15 protein-coding genes are annotated in these 18,678 nt (G+C 68.9%); 11 read left to right on the top strand and 4 right to left on the bottom strand.

The genetic code is table 11. The annotated features are described in order from the left end of the window. Positions 1-135: 135 nt before the first annotated feature. From ABZ348_RS12445 to ABZ348_RS12405, 9 genes are all read left to right on the top strand, one after another. Positions 136-1,713: an ABC transporter substrate-binding protein gene (locus tag ABZ348_RS12445; protein WP_358932063.1), complete on the top strand. Its 1,578-nt coding sequence runs from the start codon at positions 136-138 to the stop codon at positions 1,711-1,713. A 69-nt stretch (positions 1,714-1,782) separates the two neighbouring features. Continuing rightward, positions 1,783-3,477: an amidohydrolase gene (locus tag ABZ348_RS12440; RefSeq protein ID WP_358932061.1), complete on the top strand. Its 1,695-nt coding sequence runs from the start codon at positions 1,783-1,785 to the stop codon at positions 3,475-3,477. Further along, on the top strand, positions 3,470-4,834 hold the full coding sequence (locus ABZ348_RS12435; RefSeq protein ID WP_358932059.1) for an amidohydrolase family protein: 1,365 nt from the start codon (positions 3,470-3,472) through the stop codon (positions 4,832-4,834). The genes ABZ348_RS12440 and ABZ348_RS12435 overlap by 8 nt, the downstream gene beginning before the upstream one ends. Next, entirely contained in the window at positions 4,831-5,775 is a 945-nt protein-coding gene (locus tag ABZ348_RS12430; RefSeq protein ID WP_358932057.1) for an ABC transporter permease, read from the top strand. Before ABZ348_RS12435 ends, ABZ348_RS12430 begins: the two co-directional genes overlap by 4 nt. Then, positions 5,772-7,745 (top strand): dipeptide/oligopeptide/nickel ABC transporter permease/ATP-binding protein, encoded by a 1,974-nt coding sequence (locus tag ABZ348_RS12425; protein WP_358932055.1) that lies wholly within the window; start codon positions 5,772-5,774, stop codon positions 7,743-7,745. The genes ABZ348_RS12430 and ABZ348_RS12425 overlap by 4 nt, the downstream gene beginning before the upstream one ends. Next, positions 7,742-8,638, top strand: coding sequence for an ATP-binding cassette domain-containing protein (locus ABZ348_RS12420; RefSeq protein WP_358932053.1), 897 nt, complete (start codon positions 7,742-7,744; stop codon positions 8,636-8,638). The genes ABZ348_RS12425 and ABZ348_RS12420 overlap by 4 nt, the downstream gene beginning before the upstream one ends. 116 nt (positions 8,639-8,754) lie before the next feature. Further along, positions 8,755-10,017, top strand: a complete 1,263-nt coding sequence (locus tag ABZ348_RS12415) for a Xaa-Pro peptidase family protein (protein ID WP_358932051.1) — start codon at positions 8,755-8,757, stop codon at positions 10,015-10,017. A gap of 190 nt (positions 10,018-10,207) precedes the next feature. Continuing rightward, complete coding sequence (locus ABZ348_RS12410) at positions 10,208-11,113, top strand: NAD(P)-dependent oxidoreductase (protein ID WP_358932049.1); 906 nt, start codon at positions 10,208-10,210, stop codon at positions 11,111-11,113. 258 nt (positions 11,114-11,371) lie between these two features. Beyond that, positions 11,372-12,580 (top strand): hypothetical protein, encoded by a 1,209-nt coding sequence (locus ABZ348_RS12405; protein WP_358932048.1) that lies wholly within the window; start codon positions 11,372-11,374, stop codon positions 12,578-12,580. A gap of 131 nt (positions 12,581-12,711) precedes the next feature. Here the strand turns inward: ABZ348_RS12405 and ABZ348_RS12400 are convergent, their stop codons facing one another. Beyond that, positions 12,712-14,166, bottom strand: coding sequence for an NAD-dependent succinate-semialdehyde dehydrogenase (locus ABZ348_RS12400; protein WP_358932046.1), 1,455 nt, complete (start codon positions 14,164-14,166; stop codon positions 12,712-12,714). 169 nt (positions 14,167-14,335) lie between these two features. On the opposite strand from ABZ348_RS12400, the gene ABZ348_RS12395 reads away from it, so the two are divergent. After that, positions 14,336-15,433, top strand: a complete 1,098-nt coding sequence (locus ABZ348_RS12395) for an FCD domain-containing protein (RefSeq protein ID WP_358932044.1) — start codon at positions 14,336-14,338, stop codon at positions 15,431-15,433. 60 nt (positions 15,434-15,493) lie between these two features. Here the strand turns inward: ABZ348_RS12395 and ABZ348_RS12390 are convergent, their stop codons facing one another. From ABZ348_RS12390 to ABZ348_RS12380, 3 genes are all read right to left on the bottom strand, one after another. After that, positions 15,494-16,006: a hypothetical protein gene (locus tag ABZ348_RS12390; RefSeq protein WP_358932042.1), complete on the bottom strand. Its 513-nt coding sequence runs from the start codon at positions 16,004-16,006 to the stop codon at positions 15,494-15,496. Positions 16,007-16,251: 245 nt separating this feature from the next. Then, positions 16,252-16,380: a hypothetical protein gene (locus ABZ348_RS12385; RefSeq protein ID WP_358932040.1), complete on the bottom strand. Its 129-nt coding sequence runs from the start codon at positions 16,378-16,380 to the stop codon at positions 16,252-16,254. 5 nt (positions 16,381-16,385) lie between these two features. Continuing rightward, a complete protein-coding gene (locus tag ABZ348_RS12380) occupies positions 16,386-17,147 on the bottom strand; it encodes a Clp protease N-terminal domain-containing protein (protein WP_358932039.1) in 762 nt (253 codons plus the stop codon). 352 nt (positions 17,148-17,499) lie between these two features. On the opposite strand from ABZ348_RS12380, the gene ABZ348_RS12375 reads away from it, so the two are divergent. Beyond that, positions 17,500-18,561 carry a S1 family peptidase gene (locus tag ABZ348_RS12375; RefSeq protein ID WP_358932037.1) on the top strand — a complete coding sequence of 354 codons (1,062 nt, stop codon included), beginning with the start codon at positions 17,500-17,502 and terminating at the stop codon, positions 18,559-18,561. Positions 18,562-18,678 lie beyond the last annotated feature (117 nt).

Genomic DNA, 18,678 nt, shown 5'->3' with positions numbered 1-18,678 from the left:
CAGAGTGGGACTTTACGGAGGCTTTCCGAAGAGTCCGTGCAGAACCCTTGACAGAGTGACTGCACACACGTGCACCATAACGCACATCGCACCGCGTATCGGCGCTCAGAAGAAGCTGCTGTGGAGGTTCTCGCTGTGACACAAAACGGATTGCCCACCCCTGCGGGGCGGGTCCGCCGCCCCCGCACCAGATCGGCCCAGACGGCCGGCGGGCTACTGCTCGCCACTGCCCTCACCGTCACCCTGGCCTCGTGCAGCAATGCGGACAACACGTCGTCCGCGCCGGAGAAGAAGTCCGGCACCGGACCGAGTGGCACCCTCAAGGTCGGCACCAACCAGCAGTTCGAAGACTGGGAGACCGTCACCAAGCAGAACAGCACCTTCACTTCGCTGGTCTACGAGTCACTGCTCAGCGTCGCCCCCGACGGCTTCACCCTCAAGCCCCAGCTGGCCACCGAGTGGAAGGAGACCCAGCTCCAGGTCGAGTTCACCCTCCGCTCGGGCGTCACCTTCCACGACGGCACCCCCTTCAACGCGGACGCCGTGGTGAAGAACCTGGAGCGGATCAAGAACACCCCGAGCCAGTACCGCAGCCAGCTGGCCTCGGTGAAGTCGATCACCGCCGTGGACGCCACCCATGTGCGCCTCGACCTGAAGGAGCCCAATCCTTCCCTCGTCACCAACCTCGCCCGGCTCGGGATGTACATCGTCTCCCCCAAGGCGCTCGCCGCCGGGGACTGGAAGACCACGGGCGTGGGCACGGGTCCCTGGAAGTTCGACGCGAAGGCATCCACCAAGGGGCTGCGCACGGTCGTCACCGCCTTCGACAAGTACTACGACAAGGCGTCCATCGGCCCGGCACGCGTCGAGGTCACCCAGATCAACGACCCCGACAGCCTGTACAACGCCCTGCGCGCCGGACAGCTCGACGTCGTGTGGACCACTCCCCCGCTCGCCCAGCGCGCGGACAAGGAGGGTCTGAAGTCCACCTCGTTCCCGTCGGTGCTCTGGTACCTCCAGATGTACGACACCAAGGGCGTGTTCGCGGACAAGAAGTTCCGCCAGGCCGTCTGTTACGCGATGAACCCGCAGGACTACACGGACGCGGCGCTCGGCGGCAAGGGCAAGACCCCGCTCCAGCGCTTCCCCGAGGGCCAGCCGGGATACAACCCGACCCTCAAGGGCTACCCCTACGACCTCGACAAGGCCAAGGAGCTCATCAAGGAGGCCGGCGGCCCCCGCGAGTTCACGCTCATCAGCTACGACACCCAGCGGACCATCGCCGAGCTGTTCCGCAGCCAGATGTCCAAGATCGGCGTGAACGTCAAGCTCGAACTGCCGAACTTCCCGCAGTTCCTGAGCACGTACCAGAACGGCAAGTACCCGGCCGCGATCCTGTCCGACGGCTCCCGTTCCGGCGCGTACGACTACTACAACCGCAAGTTCGCCATCGACGCCCCGGGCAACCCGCTGAAGGTGGCCTACCCGGAGATCGACGCCGCGGCGGCCGAGGGCTTGAAGGCCACCACGCCCGAGGCGCGGGACGCGGCCTGGCAGAAGCTGTCCAAGATCGCCAATGACGAGGCGCTGGGCTGCGGCTACTTCGACTACACCGGCTTCTGGGCCTACAACCCGAAGAAGGTCGACAACATCAAGTCCACGACCAACGACGTCGCGGTGTTCCGCTACCGGGAAGCCCAACCCAAGGGCTGATCCCCGCTCATCCCTGCCGGCCACCCCGGCCCCTTCCGTACCGTACGTCCCGGATGGAGAAACCCACCCATGAGCACTGTCCAGCCCCCGACCGCACGTCCCGATCTGGTCCTTCTCAACGGCCGTGTGACGACCATGTCAACGGACGCGCAGTACGCCGAGGTCGACGCGGTCGCCATCACCGGCGACCGGGTCTCCGCCCTCGGCACCAGCCGGGAGATCGAGGACCTGGCAGGACCCGACACCACCGTGGTGGACCTGGCGGGGCGCCGGGTCATTCCCGGCCTGATCGACTCCCACGTACACGTCGTCCGCGCCGGCCGCACCTGGCGGGACGAGGTCCGCTGGGAAGACGAGCTGTCCCTGGAGAGCGGCCTCGCGGCCATCACCCGCCGCGCCGCCGAGCGACCTGCCGGCAGCTGGATCAGGGTGATCGGCGGCTGGCACCCGGCGCAGTTCCCCGAGAACCGGGGACCGAGCCGCCAGGAGCTGGACGCAGCCGCGCCCGACAACCCGGTCTACGTGCAGTTCCTGTACGACTGGGCGGTCCTGAACACCGCGGCCATGAATGAGTTGGGCGTGGACCACGCCCTCGTGCGCCAGCTCGGCGAAGAGGGCTTCAAGACCGCCTCCTTCGAGACCGACGCCGACGGCGAACTGACCGGCAAGGTCAACGGCACCCCGCTGATGGAGTGGTTCTACCGGCGGATGCCGAGCCCCACCATGGAGGAGCAGATCGCCTCCACCGCCGAGATGTCCCGCGAGCTCAACCGACTCGCGATCACCGGCGCCATCGACGGCGGCGGCTTCAACAGCGGACCAGCCGCCTACCCCGCGATCCGGGAGACCTGGCGGCGCGGACAGCTCACCGTCCGCACCCGTCTTGCCGTGCACGCCGAGCGGGCCGGCACCGAGCTGGAGGACCTCGCCGGATACCTGCGGTTCACCCCGCTGGACGTCGGCGACGGCATGTTGCGCGTCATCGGCTCCGGAGAGGTCGCCCTCTACCGGACCGTCGACAAGATCGCCCACCCCGTCGTCATCGACGACGAGGTGCGGGAGCAACTGCGCGGCATGTTCTCCGACCTCGCCAGCAACCGTTGGACCGTGCACACCCACGCACACCACCACGAGACCATCGACGCCGTGCTCACCGCCTGGGAGCAGGTGCACGCCGAGCACGACATCAGCGGTCTGCGCTGGGCCCTCGTCCACGCCGAGCCGCTCAAGCCGGTCGACGTGGACCGCATCGAAGCACTGGGCGCCGGAGTCCTCGCCCAGGGCCTGTTCCGCTTCCAGGGCGACGAGGCCATCACCGCCTGGGGTGCGGAGACCGTCTCCGAGGCGCCGCCGATGCGCACCCTGATCGAACGCGGCATTCCGCTCGGTCTCGGATCCGACGCCATGCGCGTCGCCTCCTACAACCCGTTCGCCACCCTCGCGTGGTTCCTCAACGGTCGCACCGTCACCGGGAACGACACGCTCGCCCCGCAGCACCTGCTAACCCGTGAGGAGGCCCTCCGCGGCTACACCGCGTCCGGTGCCTGGTTCAGCTTCGAGGAGAACGACCGCGGTCGCCTCGAACCCGGGCTGCTCGCCGACCTCGCCGTCCTCAGTGACGACTACTTCACGGTCGACGAAGAGGTCATCCCGCGCATCGAGTCCGTCCTCACCCTCGTCGGCGGGCGCGTGGTCCACACCGCCAAGCCCTTCGCCGACATCGCCATCGCCGCCCCCGAACCACAGGGAGTCAGCCGTGCCTGACACCAACCGCTCCACTGAGTCCCGACTCCTCATCAAGAACGCCACCGTTCTCACGATGGACCCGGAGCTCGGCGATCTCACCCCCGGTGACATCCTCATCGTCGGCGACCGGATCGCCGCCATCGGCACCGATCTGGTCGACGCGGACGCCCAGGAGATCGACGCCCGCGGGATGATCGCCATCCCCGGCCTCATCGACACCCATATGCACGCCTGGCAGACCCCGCTGAAGGGGCTGCACTCCAGCGGCTGGACCTTCGACGACTACCAGTCGCAGGTCTTCTACCTCCGTGAGCACTTCGTCGCCGAGGACATCTACGACGCGACCCTCGCCGGCTCGGTGCAGATGCTGGACGCGGGCGTCACCGGCGTCCTGGACTTCTGTCACAACGTGATGTCCCCCGAGGCAGCTGAGGCCGGAGTGCGCGCCCACCGCACCACGGGTCAGCGCACCCTGTGGGCGTACGGAATGCTCGGCAGCTTCGGCGCCCCGCCGGAGGACCACGCCTGGCGCCTCAACCACATCCGCGAACTCCACGAGGAGACCGCGGACGACGAGTTGCTGCGGGTCGGCATGGCGCTGTCGTCCATCGAGTTCGGCAGCATGGACCGGATCAGCAAGGAGATCGGTCTCGCCCGCGAGCTGGGGATGCGGATGAGCGTCCACCAGAACCCGCCCGGCCAGATCCGCGCCCTGCACGAGGCCGGCCTCCTCGACGAGGACATCCTCCCGGCGCACGCCAACGCGGCGGACGACGGGGAGCTCGAACTCCTCGCGTCCTGCGGCGGCGGCATCTCCTTCACCCCCGAAGGCGAGTTCGGCGGCGGGCGTTCGATGACCGTCCTCAACCGCGCCTACCGGGCGGGCGCCTCCCCGAGCCTGGGCATCGACACCAACTCGCGGGTCTCCATCGACCTCTTCGCCACGATGCGGCTCACGTTCCTGCTGATGCGCAACGTGGACGCGTCCATCGAGCGCGAGGCCGGCCGCTGGCCGCTGGAGCGCCGCTCCGGCAGCCCGACCGTCGACCCGCGGCAGATGTTGGAGTTCGCCACGGTCAACGCGGCGCGCGCCATCGGCCTCGGCGATGAGCTCGGCGTCCTCGCCCCCGGGCGGTTCGCCGATGTCGTCCTGGTCAACACCGAGCCGTACGGCATGGCGCTCGGCGACCCGGCCGCCCACATCGTGCTCCAGACCAACCCCTCCGACGTCGACACCGTCATCGTGGGTGGAACGGTCCGCAAGCGCGGCGGCCGGATGACCGACCTGGACCGCGGCGAGGCCGGTGCGGCGGTCCGTCGGGTGCGCGAGCGCGTCTTCGCCGACGCACGATCAGCGCAAGGCGCGGACGGATGACCAAATTCGTCCTCCAGCGGCTGCTCTCCGCGCTGCCCACCCTGCTGCTGGTGTCGGCCTTCGTCTTCACCCTGGTGCATCTGACGCCCACCGACCCGGTGGCGCAGATCCTGGGTGAAGGCGCGCCCGCCGCCGACAAGGACGCCCTCAGAGACCAGATGGGCTTGAGCAGGCCCATCTTCGAGCAGTACATCGACTGGCTCGGTGGAGCCGTGACCGGAGACCTCGGGAACTCGCTGTACACCAGCGTCCCGGTCTCCGAGTCGATCTCCACCGGCATCGGCATCACGCTCTCCCTCGCCATCGCCGGCATGGCGATCGCCCTGCTGGCCGGCGTGCCGCTCGGGGTCCTGGGCGCGCTGCGCCCGGGCACCGTCGCGGACCGGCTGCTGACGACCGTGGTGGCCCTCGGGCTCGCCGTCCCCAGCTTCTGGCTGGGACTGCTGCTGGTGTTGGTGTTCGCGGTCAACCTCGGCTGGTTGCCGGTGGTCGGCTACACACCGATCACCGAGGACCCCGGGGCCTGGGCGACCGGAATGATCCTGCCTGCGCTCGCGCTCGGCTCCCACACCGCCGCGGTGATCGCCCGACAGACCCGCAGCGCCATGATCGACGCGCTGGAGTCGCCGTACGTCACCACGCTCCTGGCCCGCGGCATCCGCAAGCGGAAGATCGTCCTGCGGTACGCGATCAAGAACGCCATGGTCCCGGTGCTGGCCGTGATCGCCATCCAGATGTCCGTCCTGGTCGCCGCGAGCTTCGTCATCGAACGGATCTTCGCGGTCCCCGGCCTCGGAACCATGCTCATCGACAGCGTCGTACGCGCCGACTACCCGGTGCTCCAGGGCTCCATCGTCCTGGTCGCGGTCATCGTGCTGCTGGTCAACCTGGGCGCGGACCTGCTGTACGGCGTGATCAACCCGAAGGTGAGGCCCCAATGACCGACAACCCGCGCGAGGGGACCCTCCAGTCCACCGCCGTCCTCACCGAACAGACCGATCCCACCGACGTCCCCGTTGCGGGCGACGCGGCGGGCGAGGCGGCAGCCCCCCGGGTCAAGGCCCGCACGCTGCGCCGGATGCTGCGGCAGCCCGTCACCCTGTTCTGCATCGCCATGCTGCTGCTCCAGGTCATCGTGGCACTCGCGGCGCCCTGGATCGCCCCGTACGACCCGGCGGCGCCCAATGTGCAGAACAAGTTGCAGGGCCCCAGCGCCGATCACTGGCTGGGCACCGACGACCTGGGCCGCGACACCCTGTCGCGGATCATCTACGGCACCCGGACCGCGCTGCTCGCCTCCGCGGAGAGCGTCGCGATCGGTCTGGTGCTCGGCGTCGGCCTCGGAGTCTTCGTGGGCTACCGCGGCGGCTGGTGGGACCGGATCGGCATGCGGATCGCCGATGTGATGCAGTCGATCCCGGCCCTGCTGCTCGCCCTCGCCCTGGTCGCCGTCCTCGGCAGCGGCCTCGGCAACGCGATGCTCGCCGTCGGACTGATCTTCGCCGTGAGCTTCATGCGGATCACCCGGGCCGTGGTCCTCGCGGAACGCGAGAAGCTGTACGTGGACGCTGCGCGCGTCCTCGGGTTGCGGTCGTCGGGCATCATGCTCCGACAGGTGCTGCCCAATGTGTCGCCGCCCATCATCGTCCAGGCGTCCATCGCGCTCGGTACGGCCCTGCTGATCGAGGCGACGCTGAGCTTCCTCGGCGTCGGCATCGATGCCACGCAGGTCAGCTGGGGTGCGATGTTGGACGCGTCGCGACAGCACGTGTCGGAGCATCCGCTGCTGGCGATCCTGCCGGGAGCCGCGATCACCCTGAGCGTGCTCGTCTTCAACCTCCTCGGCGACGGGCTCAGGGACGCGGGTTCGCCGCGGTCCGCGCCGCGTGCCGGTTCGGGGAAGAAGGCGACGCTGCCGATCGTCTCGACGCCCGTCGAGGCCCCCGACGACGCACTGCTGCGGGTGGACGGGCTGACCGTCACCGACCGCAACGGCGCCCAGTTGGTGTCGGACGTCTCGTTCCACATCAAGCGCGGTGAGACCTTCGGTCTGGTCGGTGAGTCCGGCTGTGGCAAGTCGATCACGGCGTCGACGATCCTCGGACTGCTGCCGAAGGGCGTCACCGTCGCAGGTGGCTCCATCCGGCTGGAGAACACCGAACTCGCCGGGCTGTCGGGCGAACGGCTCCGCCAAGTCCGCGGCAAGCGCATCGGCATGGTGTTCCAGGACCCCGGCTCCGCGCTCTCCCCCGTCCACACGGTGGGCCGCCAGCTCACCGACGCCATCCGGGCACACTCCGGCCTCAGCAAGGACGAGGCCACCGAGCGGGCGGCGGAACTCCTCGCCCTGGTGGGCGTGCCCAACCCGCAGGAGCGGTTGAAGGACTATCCGCACCAGTTCTCGGGCGGCATGGCCCAGCGGGTCGTCATCGCCGGTGCACTCGCCTGCGATCCCGAACTGCTGATCGCCGACGAACCGACCACCGCCCTGGACGTCACCATCCAGGCCCAGGTGCTCGACCTGTTGGCGTCCCTGCGGGAGCGGCTCCAGATGTCGCTGCTGATCATCACCCATGACCTCGGGGTCGTCGCGGACAGCTGCGACCGGGTCGCGGTGATGTACGCGGGACAGATCGTCGAACAGCGCACCGTCGAGGACGCGTTCGCCGAGCCGAAACATCCGTACACGGAAGCCCTCCTCGCCGCCGTGCCGCACAGCGACACGGACGGTGAGCCGCTGGCCACCATCCCCGGCCGGGTTCCCCCGGCCTGGGCCTGGCCGCAGGGTTGCCGCTTCCATCCGCGTTGTCCGTACGCCACGGACAAGTGCCGGACCGGCTCGGTGCCGGCCGACGCGGACGGGGTGCGCTGCCTGAGGGTGACCGAACTCGAACTGGCAGGTGCCCGATGAGCATCGACATCACACCCGAACCCGAAATCCAGGAACAGCCCACCCCGGAGGGCAAGGCGCCCCTGCTGTCGGTGGAGAACCTCACCGTGCGCTACCAGTTGGGGCGCGGTATGACCGGGCGGGCGAAGACGCTCACCGCCGTGCGGGACGTCAGCTTCGCCATCGAGAGCGGTCGCACGCTCGGGCTGGTGGGCGAGTCCGGTTCCGGCAAGAGCAGCATCGGCCGGGCGATCCTGCGGCTGGCTCCGGTCTCGGGCGGTCGGATCGTCTTCGACGGTCAGGACATGGCCACCTTCGGCAGGCGCACCCCGCTGTCGTTCAACCGGGACGTCCAGGTGGTCTTCCAGGACCCCATGTCGTCGCTCAACCCCCGGCAGACCATCGCCACCACGATCGGTCAGGCCCTCACTCGGCACCGTCCGCTCTCCGGACTGGAACGGGACCGGGAGGTCGAGCACGCACTGGACCGAGTGGGGCTCTCCGGTTACCACGCCGATCGCTATCCCCACGAGCTCTCGGGCGGTCAGCGCCAGCGCGTCGCCATCGCGCGGGCGCTGGCCCCCCGGCCCCGGTTGATCGTCTGTGACGAGCCGGTGAGCGCACTGGACGTCAGCACCCAGAGCCAGGTGATCAACCTGCTGATGGAGCTCCAGCGCGAGCTGTCCGTCAGCTATCTGTTCATCGCGCACGACCTGGAGGTCGTGCGGCACATCAGCGATGACATCGGAGTGCTCTACCTGGGCCAGATGGTCGAGTCGGGCCCGGCCGACCAGGTCTACCGCACCCCTTCCCACTCCTACACCCAACGGCTGCTGGCCTCGACGCTGGTGGCCAACCCGGCCCGACAGGCGGATCGCACCGCCCAGCGGCGCGCGCTGGCCACGGACGCCTAGGGCAGTGGCTTCACAGTGGTGTCGTCCGCGCGACAGACAGGACTGTGAAGCCACCACCCAAGGGTCCGTTCGGTCACGCGAGCGCTGTTCCCCCCTCTGAGCATCGGAGACCTTTCATGAGCGGTTCCCTCCCCATCCCGGCGCTGCCCATAGCCCCCGCACCCGGCCACGGCATGGTCGACTTCGAGGAGCGCGTCAACTTCGAGCGGCTGCGTTCCTATCGCATCTCCCGCATCCAGCAGGCGCTGGAGGAGAGCGAGTTGGGCGCGGTGTTGGTGTTCGACAACAACAACATCCGCTACCTGACCGGCATCTCGATCGGCGAGTGGACCCGCGAGAAGCTGTCGCGCTACGCCATCTACACCCGTACCGGTGAGCTGATCCTGTGGGACTTCGGCTCGGCGGCGGTGCACAACCGGATGTACGCGCCGTGGATGAAGCCCGAGAACTGTCTGTCGTCCTGGACGACCATGCGTGGTGCGGTCCCGCCGGACGCGGGCCTGATGGCCAAGGCCATCACCGAGATCAAGGACCGGCTCGCCGCCGCGGGTGTCGGCGGGATGCCCATCGGTGTGGATATCCTCGACATACCGTTGCACTCGGAGCTCACCCGGCAGGGCGTCGACGTCCGGGACGGCCAGCAGGTGATGCTGGACGCCCGTCAGATCAAGAACCGGGACGAGATCACCCTGCTGTCGATGGCCGCGGCCATGGTGGACGGCGCGTACCACGACATCACCGAGGCACTGAAGCCCGGTGTGCGCGAGAACGAGATTGTGGCGCTCGCCAACAAGCGGCTGTACGAGATGGGTTCCGACGACGTCGAGTCCATCAACGCGGTCTCGGGAGAGCGTTGCAACCCGCACCCGCACAACTTCTCGGACCGCATCATCCGCCCGGGTGACCAGGCGTTCTTCGACATCATGCACTCGTACAACGGCTACCGGACGTGCTACTACCGCACGTTCAACGTCGGTCGGGCGACCCAGGTGCAGCACGACGCCTACTCCCGTGCCCGCGAGTGGATGGACATCGCCATCCAGGCGATCAAGCCCGGTGTGTCCACCGCCGATGTGGCCCGGCTGTGGCCGACCGCGGAGGAGATCGGTGTCCAGGACGAGAAGACGGCCTTCGGTCTGCTCTTCGGCCACGGTCTGGGTCTGGCGCTCCACGAGCGGCCCATCATCAGCCGGCTGACCTCGCTGGAGAACCCGATGCTCATCGAGGAGGGCATGGTCTTCGCCTTGGAGACCTACTGCCCGGCGGCTGACGGCGTGTCCGCGGCGCGCATCGAGGAAGAGGTGGTGGTCACCGCGTCCGGCGTGGAGGTCCTCACCCGTTTCCCGGCCGACGAGCTCTTCATCGCCAACAAGTACTGATCTCGACGGCAGTCCGGACGCGACGGAGGTACGGGGCGGTTCCGCTCGGGGGAGCGGATCGCCCGGACCGCAGCCGCGGCCCTGGGTTGCCCATGAGCTTCATGAATTTCGCTCACATATGAAACATATTGAGCACAGTTTCTTGCAGGAGCACTACTCCTTGCAGTCAAAGATCGAAAGGGTATTGACCATGAGCGGAACCCGCGGTGAGCGGCTCGGTTGGCTCGGCACCGGACGCATGGGGACGGTGATGGCCGGCGCGCTGCTGGACGGCGGCTCGGACGTCTCCGTATGGAACCGTACGGCGTCGAAGACCGCCCCCCTGGTGGAGAAGGGCGCCACGGCGGTCGACTCCATCACCGACCTGTCCGACGTGGACATCGTCTTCGTCATGGTCTCCGCGAGCGCGGACCTGATCGCCGTCACCACCGGTGAGGGCGGTCTGCTGCGCGCGAAGAAGCTGCCGCAGATCATCGTCGACTGCTCGACCGTCTCCGCCGAGGCGTCGGCCGAGGTCCGCGCCGCGGCCGAGGCCGCGGGCGTCGCCTTCCTGGCCTCTCCCATCAGCGGAAACCCGGCGATGGTCGCCGACGGCCGGGGCGCGATCGTGGCCTCCGGACCGCGGGAGACCTACGACCGGGTGGCGCCCTACCTGGAGATGATCGCCCCCACCGTGGTCCACGCCGGACCGGGCGAGCAGAGCCGGTTGGTGAAGATCTGTCACAACCTGATGCTCGGCATGATCACCCAGGCGCTGGTGGAGGTCACCACGCTCGCCGAGAAGGGCGGCGTGCCCAAGGCCGCGTTCGTGGACTTCATCAACGGCTCGGTGCTCGGGTCCACCTTCATCAAGCACAAGGGCCGGGCCCTGGTCGACCGCGACTACACGCCCACCTTCAACAACAAGATGCTCCGCAAGGACTTCGACCTCGGACTCGGCGCCGCGCGTCAGCTGGAAGTCCCGCTGCCGGTGAGCAGCATGGTCCACCAGCTGATCCAGACCGCGATCGGCCACGGCTTCGCCGAGCAGGACTACGCCGCCCTGTACGAGGTGGAGGCGCGGGCCGCCGGTATGCGTGACGAGACGACCGACTAACACCAGCTAACCCAGCTAGCACCGACTAGCACCGACTAGCGACACCGGGGTGTCTCACCCCCTATGAACCGGCCGCCGTGTGCGTACCAGCGCTCCCCTGTCCTGCGAGGGCGCGCACGCGGCGGCCTCTCCACGTGACCGGACCGGGGCGCACCACCCGGTCCGGTCACATCGAACGTCCGCGCACTCGCGGCAGGAACGCTCACACGGTCACTGCGCTCGCGATCGAATGTCAGTGCCCGTACCTAGGGTGTTCGTATGACCACATGGTTCCAGGGCCCTTTCGAGGGCCATGAGGTGAACATCGTGTTCGCCCGGGGGTTATCCGTCGATGCACTGACCCGATGCCTGCGCGATCAGCAACGGGAGCCGCTTGCGTCCGGGGAGGCCAACGGCTGCGCGTGGGCGGTGCACGACATGCTCAACTGGGAGGCTCAGAACTCCGACCTCGTCAACTACCTGAGCATGTGCACCGCGAGCACTGAGTTGGTCGTGTTCGTGACCGAGCCGTGCAGCGCGAAGGCGCACCCACCGTCCTTCGAGTTCTATCAGGACGGCCGCCCGGTCCTCTTCTTCAGCTTCGAAGACATCCACCAGCGGGTGGGGGACGACCCGGACTATCTGTCCCCCGAATTGCTCGCCGCGCATCTCATCGGCCCCAACTCCGGGTGCGGTTACGAAGAGGACGAGGGGGAGGAAGGAGCCGCCGTACTCGACGGACACGCGGGCCGAGACGAGCACGACTGCTTCGACCACCTCGACGACGACGAGGAACGCCTGGTGAAGGTGATCGTCGACCATTTCGAGCTGCCCTCGCCGCCGCTTTCACTGAAGGGGAGCGGCACGGTGATCGGGTTGTCGCCGGACACGTTCGTCACCTTCTGCCGGGGGATGCCCTCGCCCGCCCTGTCCGCCGTCTTCACCGATGCCGGACTTCCGCCCGTTGCCAGCGGCGGGTCCTCCGGTTGGTCATGGGTGACGCACGACGCGCGGGCCGTCCCGCGTGCGGCGTCGGTGTACGAGGTGGCGCGCAACGTCACGGACTACCGGCGCACGGACGGCACGGACGGCACGGACGGCACGGAGATAGCGGGCGGCACGGAGATAGCGGGCGGGATCGAATCCGTGTTCCTCGCGTCGACGCCCGCGTGCACCTGCGAGCGCGGGCAGAACCTCATGGTTCCGCACTGCTCCGAGCACCCGTTCCAGTTCGTCCACAGCCGCGGCGGTTTCGAGATGACCTACTTCAACATGGGCGACCGCCGTGAGTCATGCCGTGGCGGAGCCGTGCCCGATCTGCTCGTCGGACCACTGCTGGCGGCGGGGGTCGTCGGCCGGGACCGATCGAGGTACGACGGCGACCCCGGGTTCAACGCCGATGGCGGCCATACCGTGCGGCTCGTCGTGGAGCACTTCGGGCTGCCCTCACGACCGCTGTCGCTTCGGCTCCCCACCCGCTCGGCGTGACGGTGTGCGCATGGCTCGTGGAGCGGTCCGGCGGGGGCCTGTCATCCATGGGTCGGGGACATGCCGAAGGGGCAGGCCCACCCCCCATGATGGGCCTGCCCCTTCCGGTGGTGCGCTCGCGACGCGGGCGACTACCAGTCAGTGGCGATGTACTTGGTCTCGGTGTATTCGAGGATTCCCTCGTGTCCGCCCTCGCGGCCCAGCCCGCTCTGCTTGACGCCGCCGAAGGGGGCGGCCGGGTCGGAGACGATGCCGCGGTTGAGGCCGACCATTCCTGTCTCCAGCGCGCCCGAGACGGCCAGTCCGCGGCGCAGGTCACGGGTGTAGACATAGGACACGAGACCGTACTCCGTGGCGTTGGCGAGCTGGACGGCCTCGGCCTCGTCGCTGAACCTGACGAGCGGTGCCACCGGGCCGAAGATCTCCTCGGCGAGGATGTCGGAGCCGGGCGCCACCTGGTCGAGGACGGTGGGCTCGTAGTAGTAGCCGATGCGGTCCGGGATGCGTCCGCCGGTGCGCACCCTGGCGCCGCGCGCCACGGCGTCGTCGACGAGTTCGGCGACCTTGGCCTGTGCTTCGGCGTTCACCAGCGGTCCGACCTCGGTGTCCTTCTCCAGCCCCGGTCCCATGCGCAGGGAGCCCATGGCGGCGGCGAGGCGGATGCCGAACTCCTCGGCCACGGACTCATGGACGTAGAAGCGGTTGGCCGCCGTGCAGGCTTCGCCGCCGTTGCGCATCTTGGCGAGCATGGCGCCCTGGACCGCGGCGTCGAGGTCGGCGTCCTCCAGGACCAGGAAGGGGGCGTTGCCACCGAGTTCCATGGAGGTGCTCAGGACCCGGTCGGCCGCGCCGTGCAGAAGCCGTCGACCGACCTCGGTGGAGCCGGTGAAGGAGAGCTTCCGTACGGCCGGGTGGTCCAGCATGGCGGTGACGACGGCTCCGGAGCGGTCCGCGGGGAGCACGTTGACGACTCCGTCGGGTGCTCCGGCCTCGGCCATGAGGGCACCGATGGCCAGCGCGGTCAGCGGGGTGTCACTGGCGGGCTTGAGGACAACCGAGCAACCGGCGGCCAGCGCCGGACCGATCTTGCGGGTCGCCATCGCCGCCGGGTAGTTCCAGGGGGTGACGAGCACGGCGACGCCGATGGGCGCACGGTCGACGAGGATCCGGTAGCCGCCGGCCGGGGCGTGCTGGACGGTGCCCGCCAGGCGCACCGCTTCCTCGGAGTACCAGCGGAAGAACTCCGCGGCGTAGGCGACCTCTGCCCGGGCGTCGGGCAGGGCCTTGCCGTTCTCGGCGCTGATCAGGGTGGCGAAGAACTCCGACCGCTCGGTCATCAGCTCATAGGCGCGACGCAGCACCACCGAGCGCTGACGGGCAGGGGTGGCGGCCCATCCTGGCAGGGCCTCCTCCGCCGCGGCGACCGCGGCAACGGCGTCATCGGCGGTGCCGGATGCGACATGGGCGATCGGCATGGCCGCGGCGGGATCGTGGACCTCGATGCGGCGCCCGTCGGACGAAGGGCGCCAGGCGCCCCCGATGAGCAGTTCGGTGGGGCAGTGGTCGAGGGCGACGCGCAGTTCCATGGGACTCCTCAGCAGGGGAAAAGGCTTTGGCTTAGCCAATTAGCCAATATAGGCCCGAGGTGCAGATGGGTCCATGCCCAATCGGTCACGTCGAGGGAGGAAGTCGCGATGTGGCAAAGTGGCCTGGCCACCGGGCCATGGGAGCCCGTGCCCCGAAGGAGGCAGCACCGTGTCAGAAAACCGCGCCCCCCGGCCGGACCACCGGGAGGCAGCTGCGGACGCGGGCGTACCGTCGGACAGCGCGGGCGCCGTCGCCCTCTTGGACGATCAAGCGTCGCTCGTACGCCCGGTCTCCCCGCGGGGCACCCGGCGACCCGCGGACGCCACGGCAGACGGCACCACAGGAGCATCGTCGGGAACCACCCGGCGGTGGAACACGCCCGATGAGTCGGAGGGGTCCATGGAGCACGGCGACACCACGCCGCCCGGTACGACCGAGGGGAAGAACACCGGGCGGGCGAAAAGCGGGAGGCGGGACGGCACCTCGCGCGCCGAGCGCGCCGATCCAGCCGTGAATCTCCGGCCCGTACGCCCTCTGGCCGTGCGCCCCCTGTCCGATCGAGTGGCCGATCAGATCCGCGAGTTCATCATCAGCGAGGACCTCGCGGAGGACACGCGGCTACCCGCCGAACGCGAGTTGGCCGTTCGGTTCGGCACCAGTCGCCCCACGGTCAGTCAGGCCCTGCGCACCCTCTCGCTGATGGGGCTGGTCGAGATCCGTCCCGGTTCGGGCGCCTACGTGGTGCATCGGCCCGACCGGGTGATGACCGCGACGGTGGGACTGATGCTCGATCTCGACCGGCAGTCGATCCCCCATCTCGCCCAACTGCGGTTGTGGTTGGAGACCGTGGGCGTCCAGGAGGCGATCAGCGCGCTGCGCAGTCGTTCGCCCCGGGTGGACTCGGACGATCGCGACGGACTCGACGATGTGCGCACGGCGTTCGAGCGGCTCCGGGAGAGCGCGGGGAACGTCTCGGCCTGGATCGCCGCGGACACCGTCTTCCACGCGACGATCGTGCGGCACTCGGGCAACCCGTTCCTGGCGTCCATCTACGAGTCGGTGCACACGGCGGTGATCCGCTACGAGTACGAGCCGTGGATCAGGGCCCAGGGAATGCCGCCCTGGCTGGCGCCCGGAGAGGCCGAGCGGCTCATCGCACTCCACGAGCCGATCATGGCGGCGATCGAGGCCGCGGACGCACCGGCAGCCCTGGAAGCGGTCCGACGCCACCACGACACGTTGATGGTGAACCTTCGGACGCGCTGAGCGCCCGGCCCGCCGGGCGCTCTCGGGGTCGGTCGGTTCCGGGGTCAGTCAGCTTCGGGGTCAGTCGGCGCTGGCGCGGGGCGGTCGGCCTTCGCCGTCCACCGGGCCGATCACCAGCGCTTCCCCCACGATCCGCTCGGCCATGGCGAGGCCCCAGAGGTTCACATCGGCCCGCAGCTCCGCTTCGGCGACCGCTCGTGCGGCCTCGATCTCCACGGCACCCTCAGCCAGGATGCGGGCCCGCTCACGCTGCCCCTCGGCACGGGCGGCGTCGATCAACTGGAGGCCGTCTTCATGCGCCTTCTGCCGCGTGCGGGCGGCCTCGTGGCGCGCCTCGGCCAAGATGGCGTCCCGCTCCGCGCGGACCTGCTCCGCCTCGGCGCGCACTTGCTCCGCCACGGCTGCCACACCGCTAGTCGCCTGCTCCCGCCTGCTGATGACGTCCGCGGCCCGGGGCAACACCCACCGGGCGAGCAGCACATAGACGATGGCAAAGGAGATCAGGCCGACCAGAATCTGATAGCCACTGGGATTGAGCGGCCCGATGTCGAACGGGAGCAGATTCTCGTTCATGGTCCTCGCCTACCCGTTCGACTCGCTCGGGAACCGCTTTGCCGCAGGGGCAGTTGGTCGCCCTGCCCCGCGGCTCCACCACAACGTCCCATCCGGACGGCCGGATGGTGGAACAGCGCCCGGCCCGTGTCCCCAACAGCGGGCCACGTTCACCCGGAAGCAGTACGCCCGCCGCTCCTGCCCTGGCCTGCGGGCGTGCCCCGGTGATCCGATCATGCGGATCCTGCACCGCTTCGGGCCAGGGTTCACCACAGACCGCCCGAGACGATGAGGATCAGCACGACCAGCACGCACACGTGCCGCCAGAGCAGGAGGAGCCGCGAGCGGGAGCAGCGTTCTTCGGCGGATATCACCTCACGCCCGCGACCGAACACGGCCGTCAGCCTTCGGCGTTCAGCTCAAGGCGCTCTTCCAGCCGTGCGATGCGCCGGTTCAGCGGTTCGAGCTCACGCCGGACCGCTTCGGCGAGCGCCTCTTGTACACCGGCAGGAGCGGCCGGTTGTCCCTGCCCGCTCTCGGCCCGCAGATGGACGTAGCCCGCCAGTGCTGCGGTGACGGCGCGACGGACGAGCTTGGGGTCCGCGCCCAGGGCCCGGAGAACCTGCCCCGCGACTCCTTCGGGCTCCCCGGCCAGGCCGAGCAGCAGATGCTCACATCCGACGTAGTTGTGGCCGAGGGAGGTCGCTTCGGTGACCGCCAGCTCCAGGGCGTTGGCGGCGGGCCCGTCGAACCGGCGCGGATCGCCATCCGGCTCCTGGGCCACTCCCCTGCCGGGCTGGCGACGGGTCAGGTCCCGCCCGACCTGGTCCGGCTCGATCTCCATGGCGCGCAGCACGTGGAGGGCCAGATTGGTGCCCTCGTCCAACAGCGCACCCAACAGGTGCTCGGTGCCCATCCTCGGCGCGCCCGCTTCCCGCGCCCGCCCCACGGCCAGTTCGAGCACGGCTCGGGTCCTGGCGGTGAAGTTCGTCAGCGCTCCGGTCGGTTCCCCGTCGAGATCCGCCAGGACCGTCTCCCGGATGGCGGTCACCCGTCGCACGGCCAGCTCCAGGGCCCGTTGGCACACGGCTGACACGGGCACACCCGCCTCCTTCACCGCTTCGGCCAGTTCGTCGGGCAGATAGACGTTGATCTTTGGCATCGCACACCCTCCCTGTAGTGATAACCCCACCATAACCCCCATGGGGTTATCAGCAGAAAACGCGCACTTCATCAAGGGGCGAGCCAGCCAACTTCACCCCACCTCGACGACGGCCCCTTCTTGGTGGCGATTGCGGCCAGCCCACACCACCTCCGCACAGCAGGGGCACAGACGCCCCGAAGGTCAGCGCAGCACCATCCGCACCACCTGATGGCGAGTCATCCCGAGGGCCAGACCGTCCCATCATCCGATCAGGACACGAACCTAAATTCACCCAAAAACAGAATATTCAGGACAGACTGCCGGGCAGTCAGTCCCACCTCATGGGACATCAGCACAAGGAGACCCCTCCATGAGACGCACGCTCAGCGCGCGCATCTGTCTGTCCGTCCTGCTCACGGTCCCCGCGATCGGGTTCGGCGCCTCCGCGTCCGCCGCAGAGCCAGAACCGTCCCCCGGAGTCACCGCTTCGACCGGTCAGTACGCCCTCGACTCCCGGCTGGAAAGCTCCCTGGGCGAACACTCCGCCGGCTCCTACCTCGACACGAAGACCGGCGAACTGGTGGTCACCGTCACCGACGAGGCAGCGGCCGAGCAGGTGCGCAGGACGGGCGCACGCGCCCAGGTCGTCAAGCGCAGCACGGCCCAACTGGAAGCCGCCATGGCGGTCCTGGAGGAGCGGGCGAAGATCAGCGGCACCTCATGGGGCATCGACCCCTCGACGAACCAGGTCGCCGTCGAGGCGGACGAATCCGTATCCGAGCGTTCTCTCACCCTGCTCAACACGGTGGCGAGCGGTCTGGACGACGCCGTCCGGATCAAGCGGGTACCCGGTGTCTTCAGCAAGGAACTGGCCGGCGGGGACGCCATCTGGTCCTCGGGCTACCGCTGCTCGGCAGCCTTCAACGTGGTCAAGGACGGGGTGCGCTCCTTCCTGACCGCCGGCCACTGCACCAACATCGCCGCCAGCTGGTCCACCAGCAACGGCGGCCCGGAAGTGGGCACCCGCGAGGGCACCAGCTACCCGACCAACGACTACGGGATCATCCGCTACACCGACAACTCCCAGGCCGAGGGAACCGTCAACCTGTACAACGGCTCCTTCCAGGACATCACATCGGCCGCCGACGCCATCGTCGGGCAGGCCATCCAGAAGAGCGGTTCGACGACCCAGCTGACCAGCGGCTCCGTCACCGCGGTGAACGTCACCGTGAACTACAGCGACGGACCCGTCTACGGTCTGGTGCGGACGACGGCCTGCTCCGCCGGCGGCGACAGCGGAGGCGCGCACTTCTCCGGCTCGACCGCTCTCGGCATCCACTCGGGGAGCTCCGGCTGCCGGGGCACCAGCGGCTCCGCGCTCCACCAGCCGGTGACCGAAGCGCTGAGTGTCTACGGCGTGTCGGTCTACTGACCGGAGTGAGGTTCCACGGGACCACGCGCCCCCGGCCACGGCCGGGGGCGAACACAGCCACCACCGATGGTCCCCCGATGGGTTCGCGCCCCGTCCAGAGGCGACCGACCATGACAC

The sequence above is a fragment of the Streptomyces sp. NPDC005963 genome (assembly GCF_040638655.1).
GTDB lineage: Bacteria > Actinomycetota > Actinomycetes > Streptomycetales > Streptomycetaceae > Streptomyces.
The sequence above is the reverse complement of the archived record's forward strand: the minus strand, read 5'-3'. Positions and strand labels throughout refer to the sequence as shown.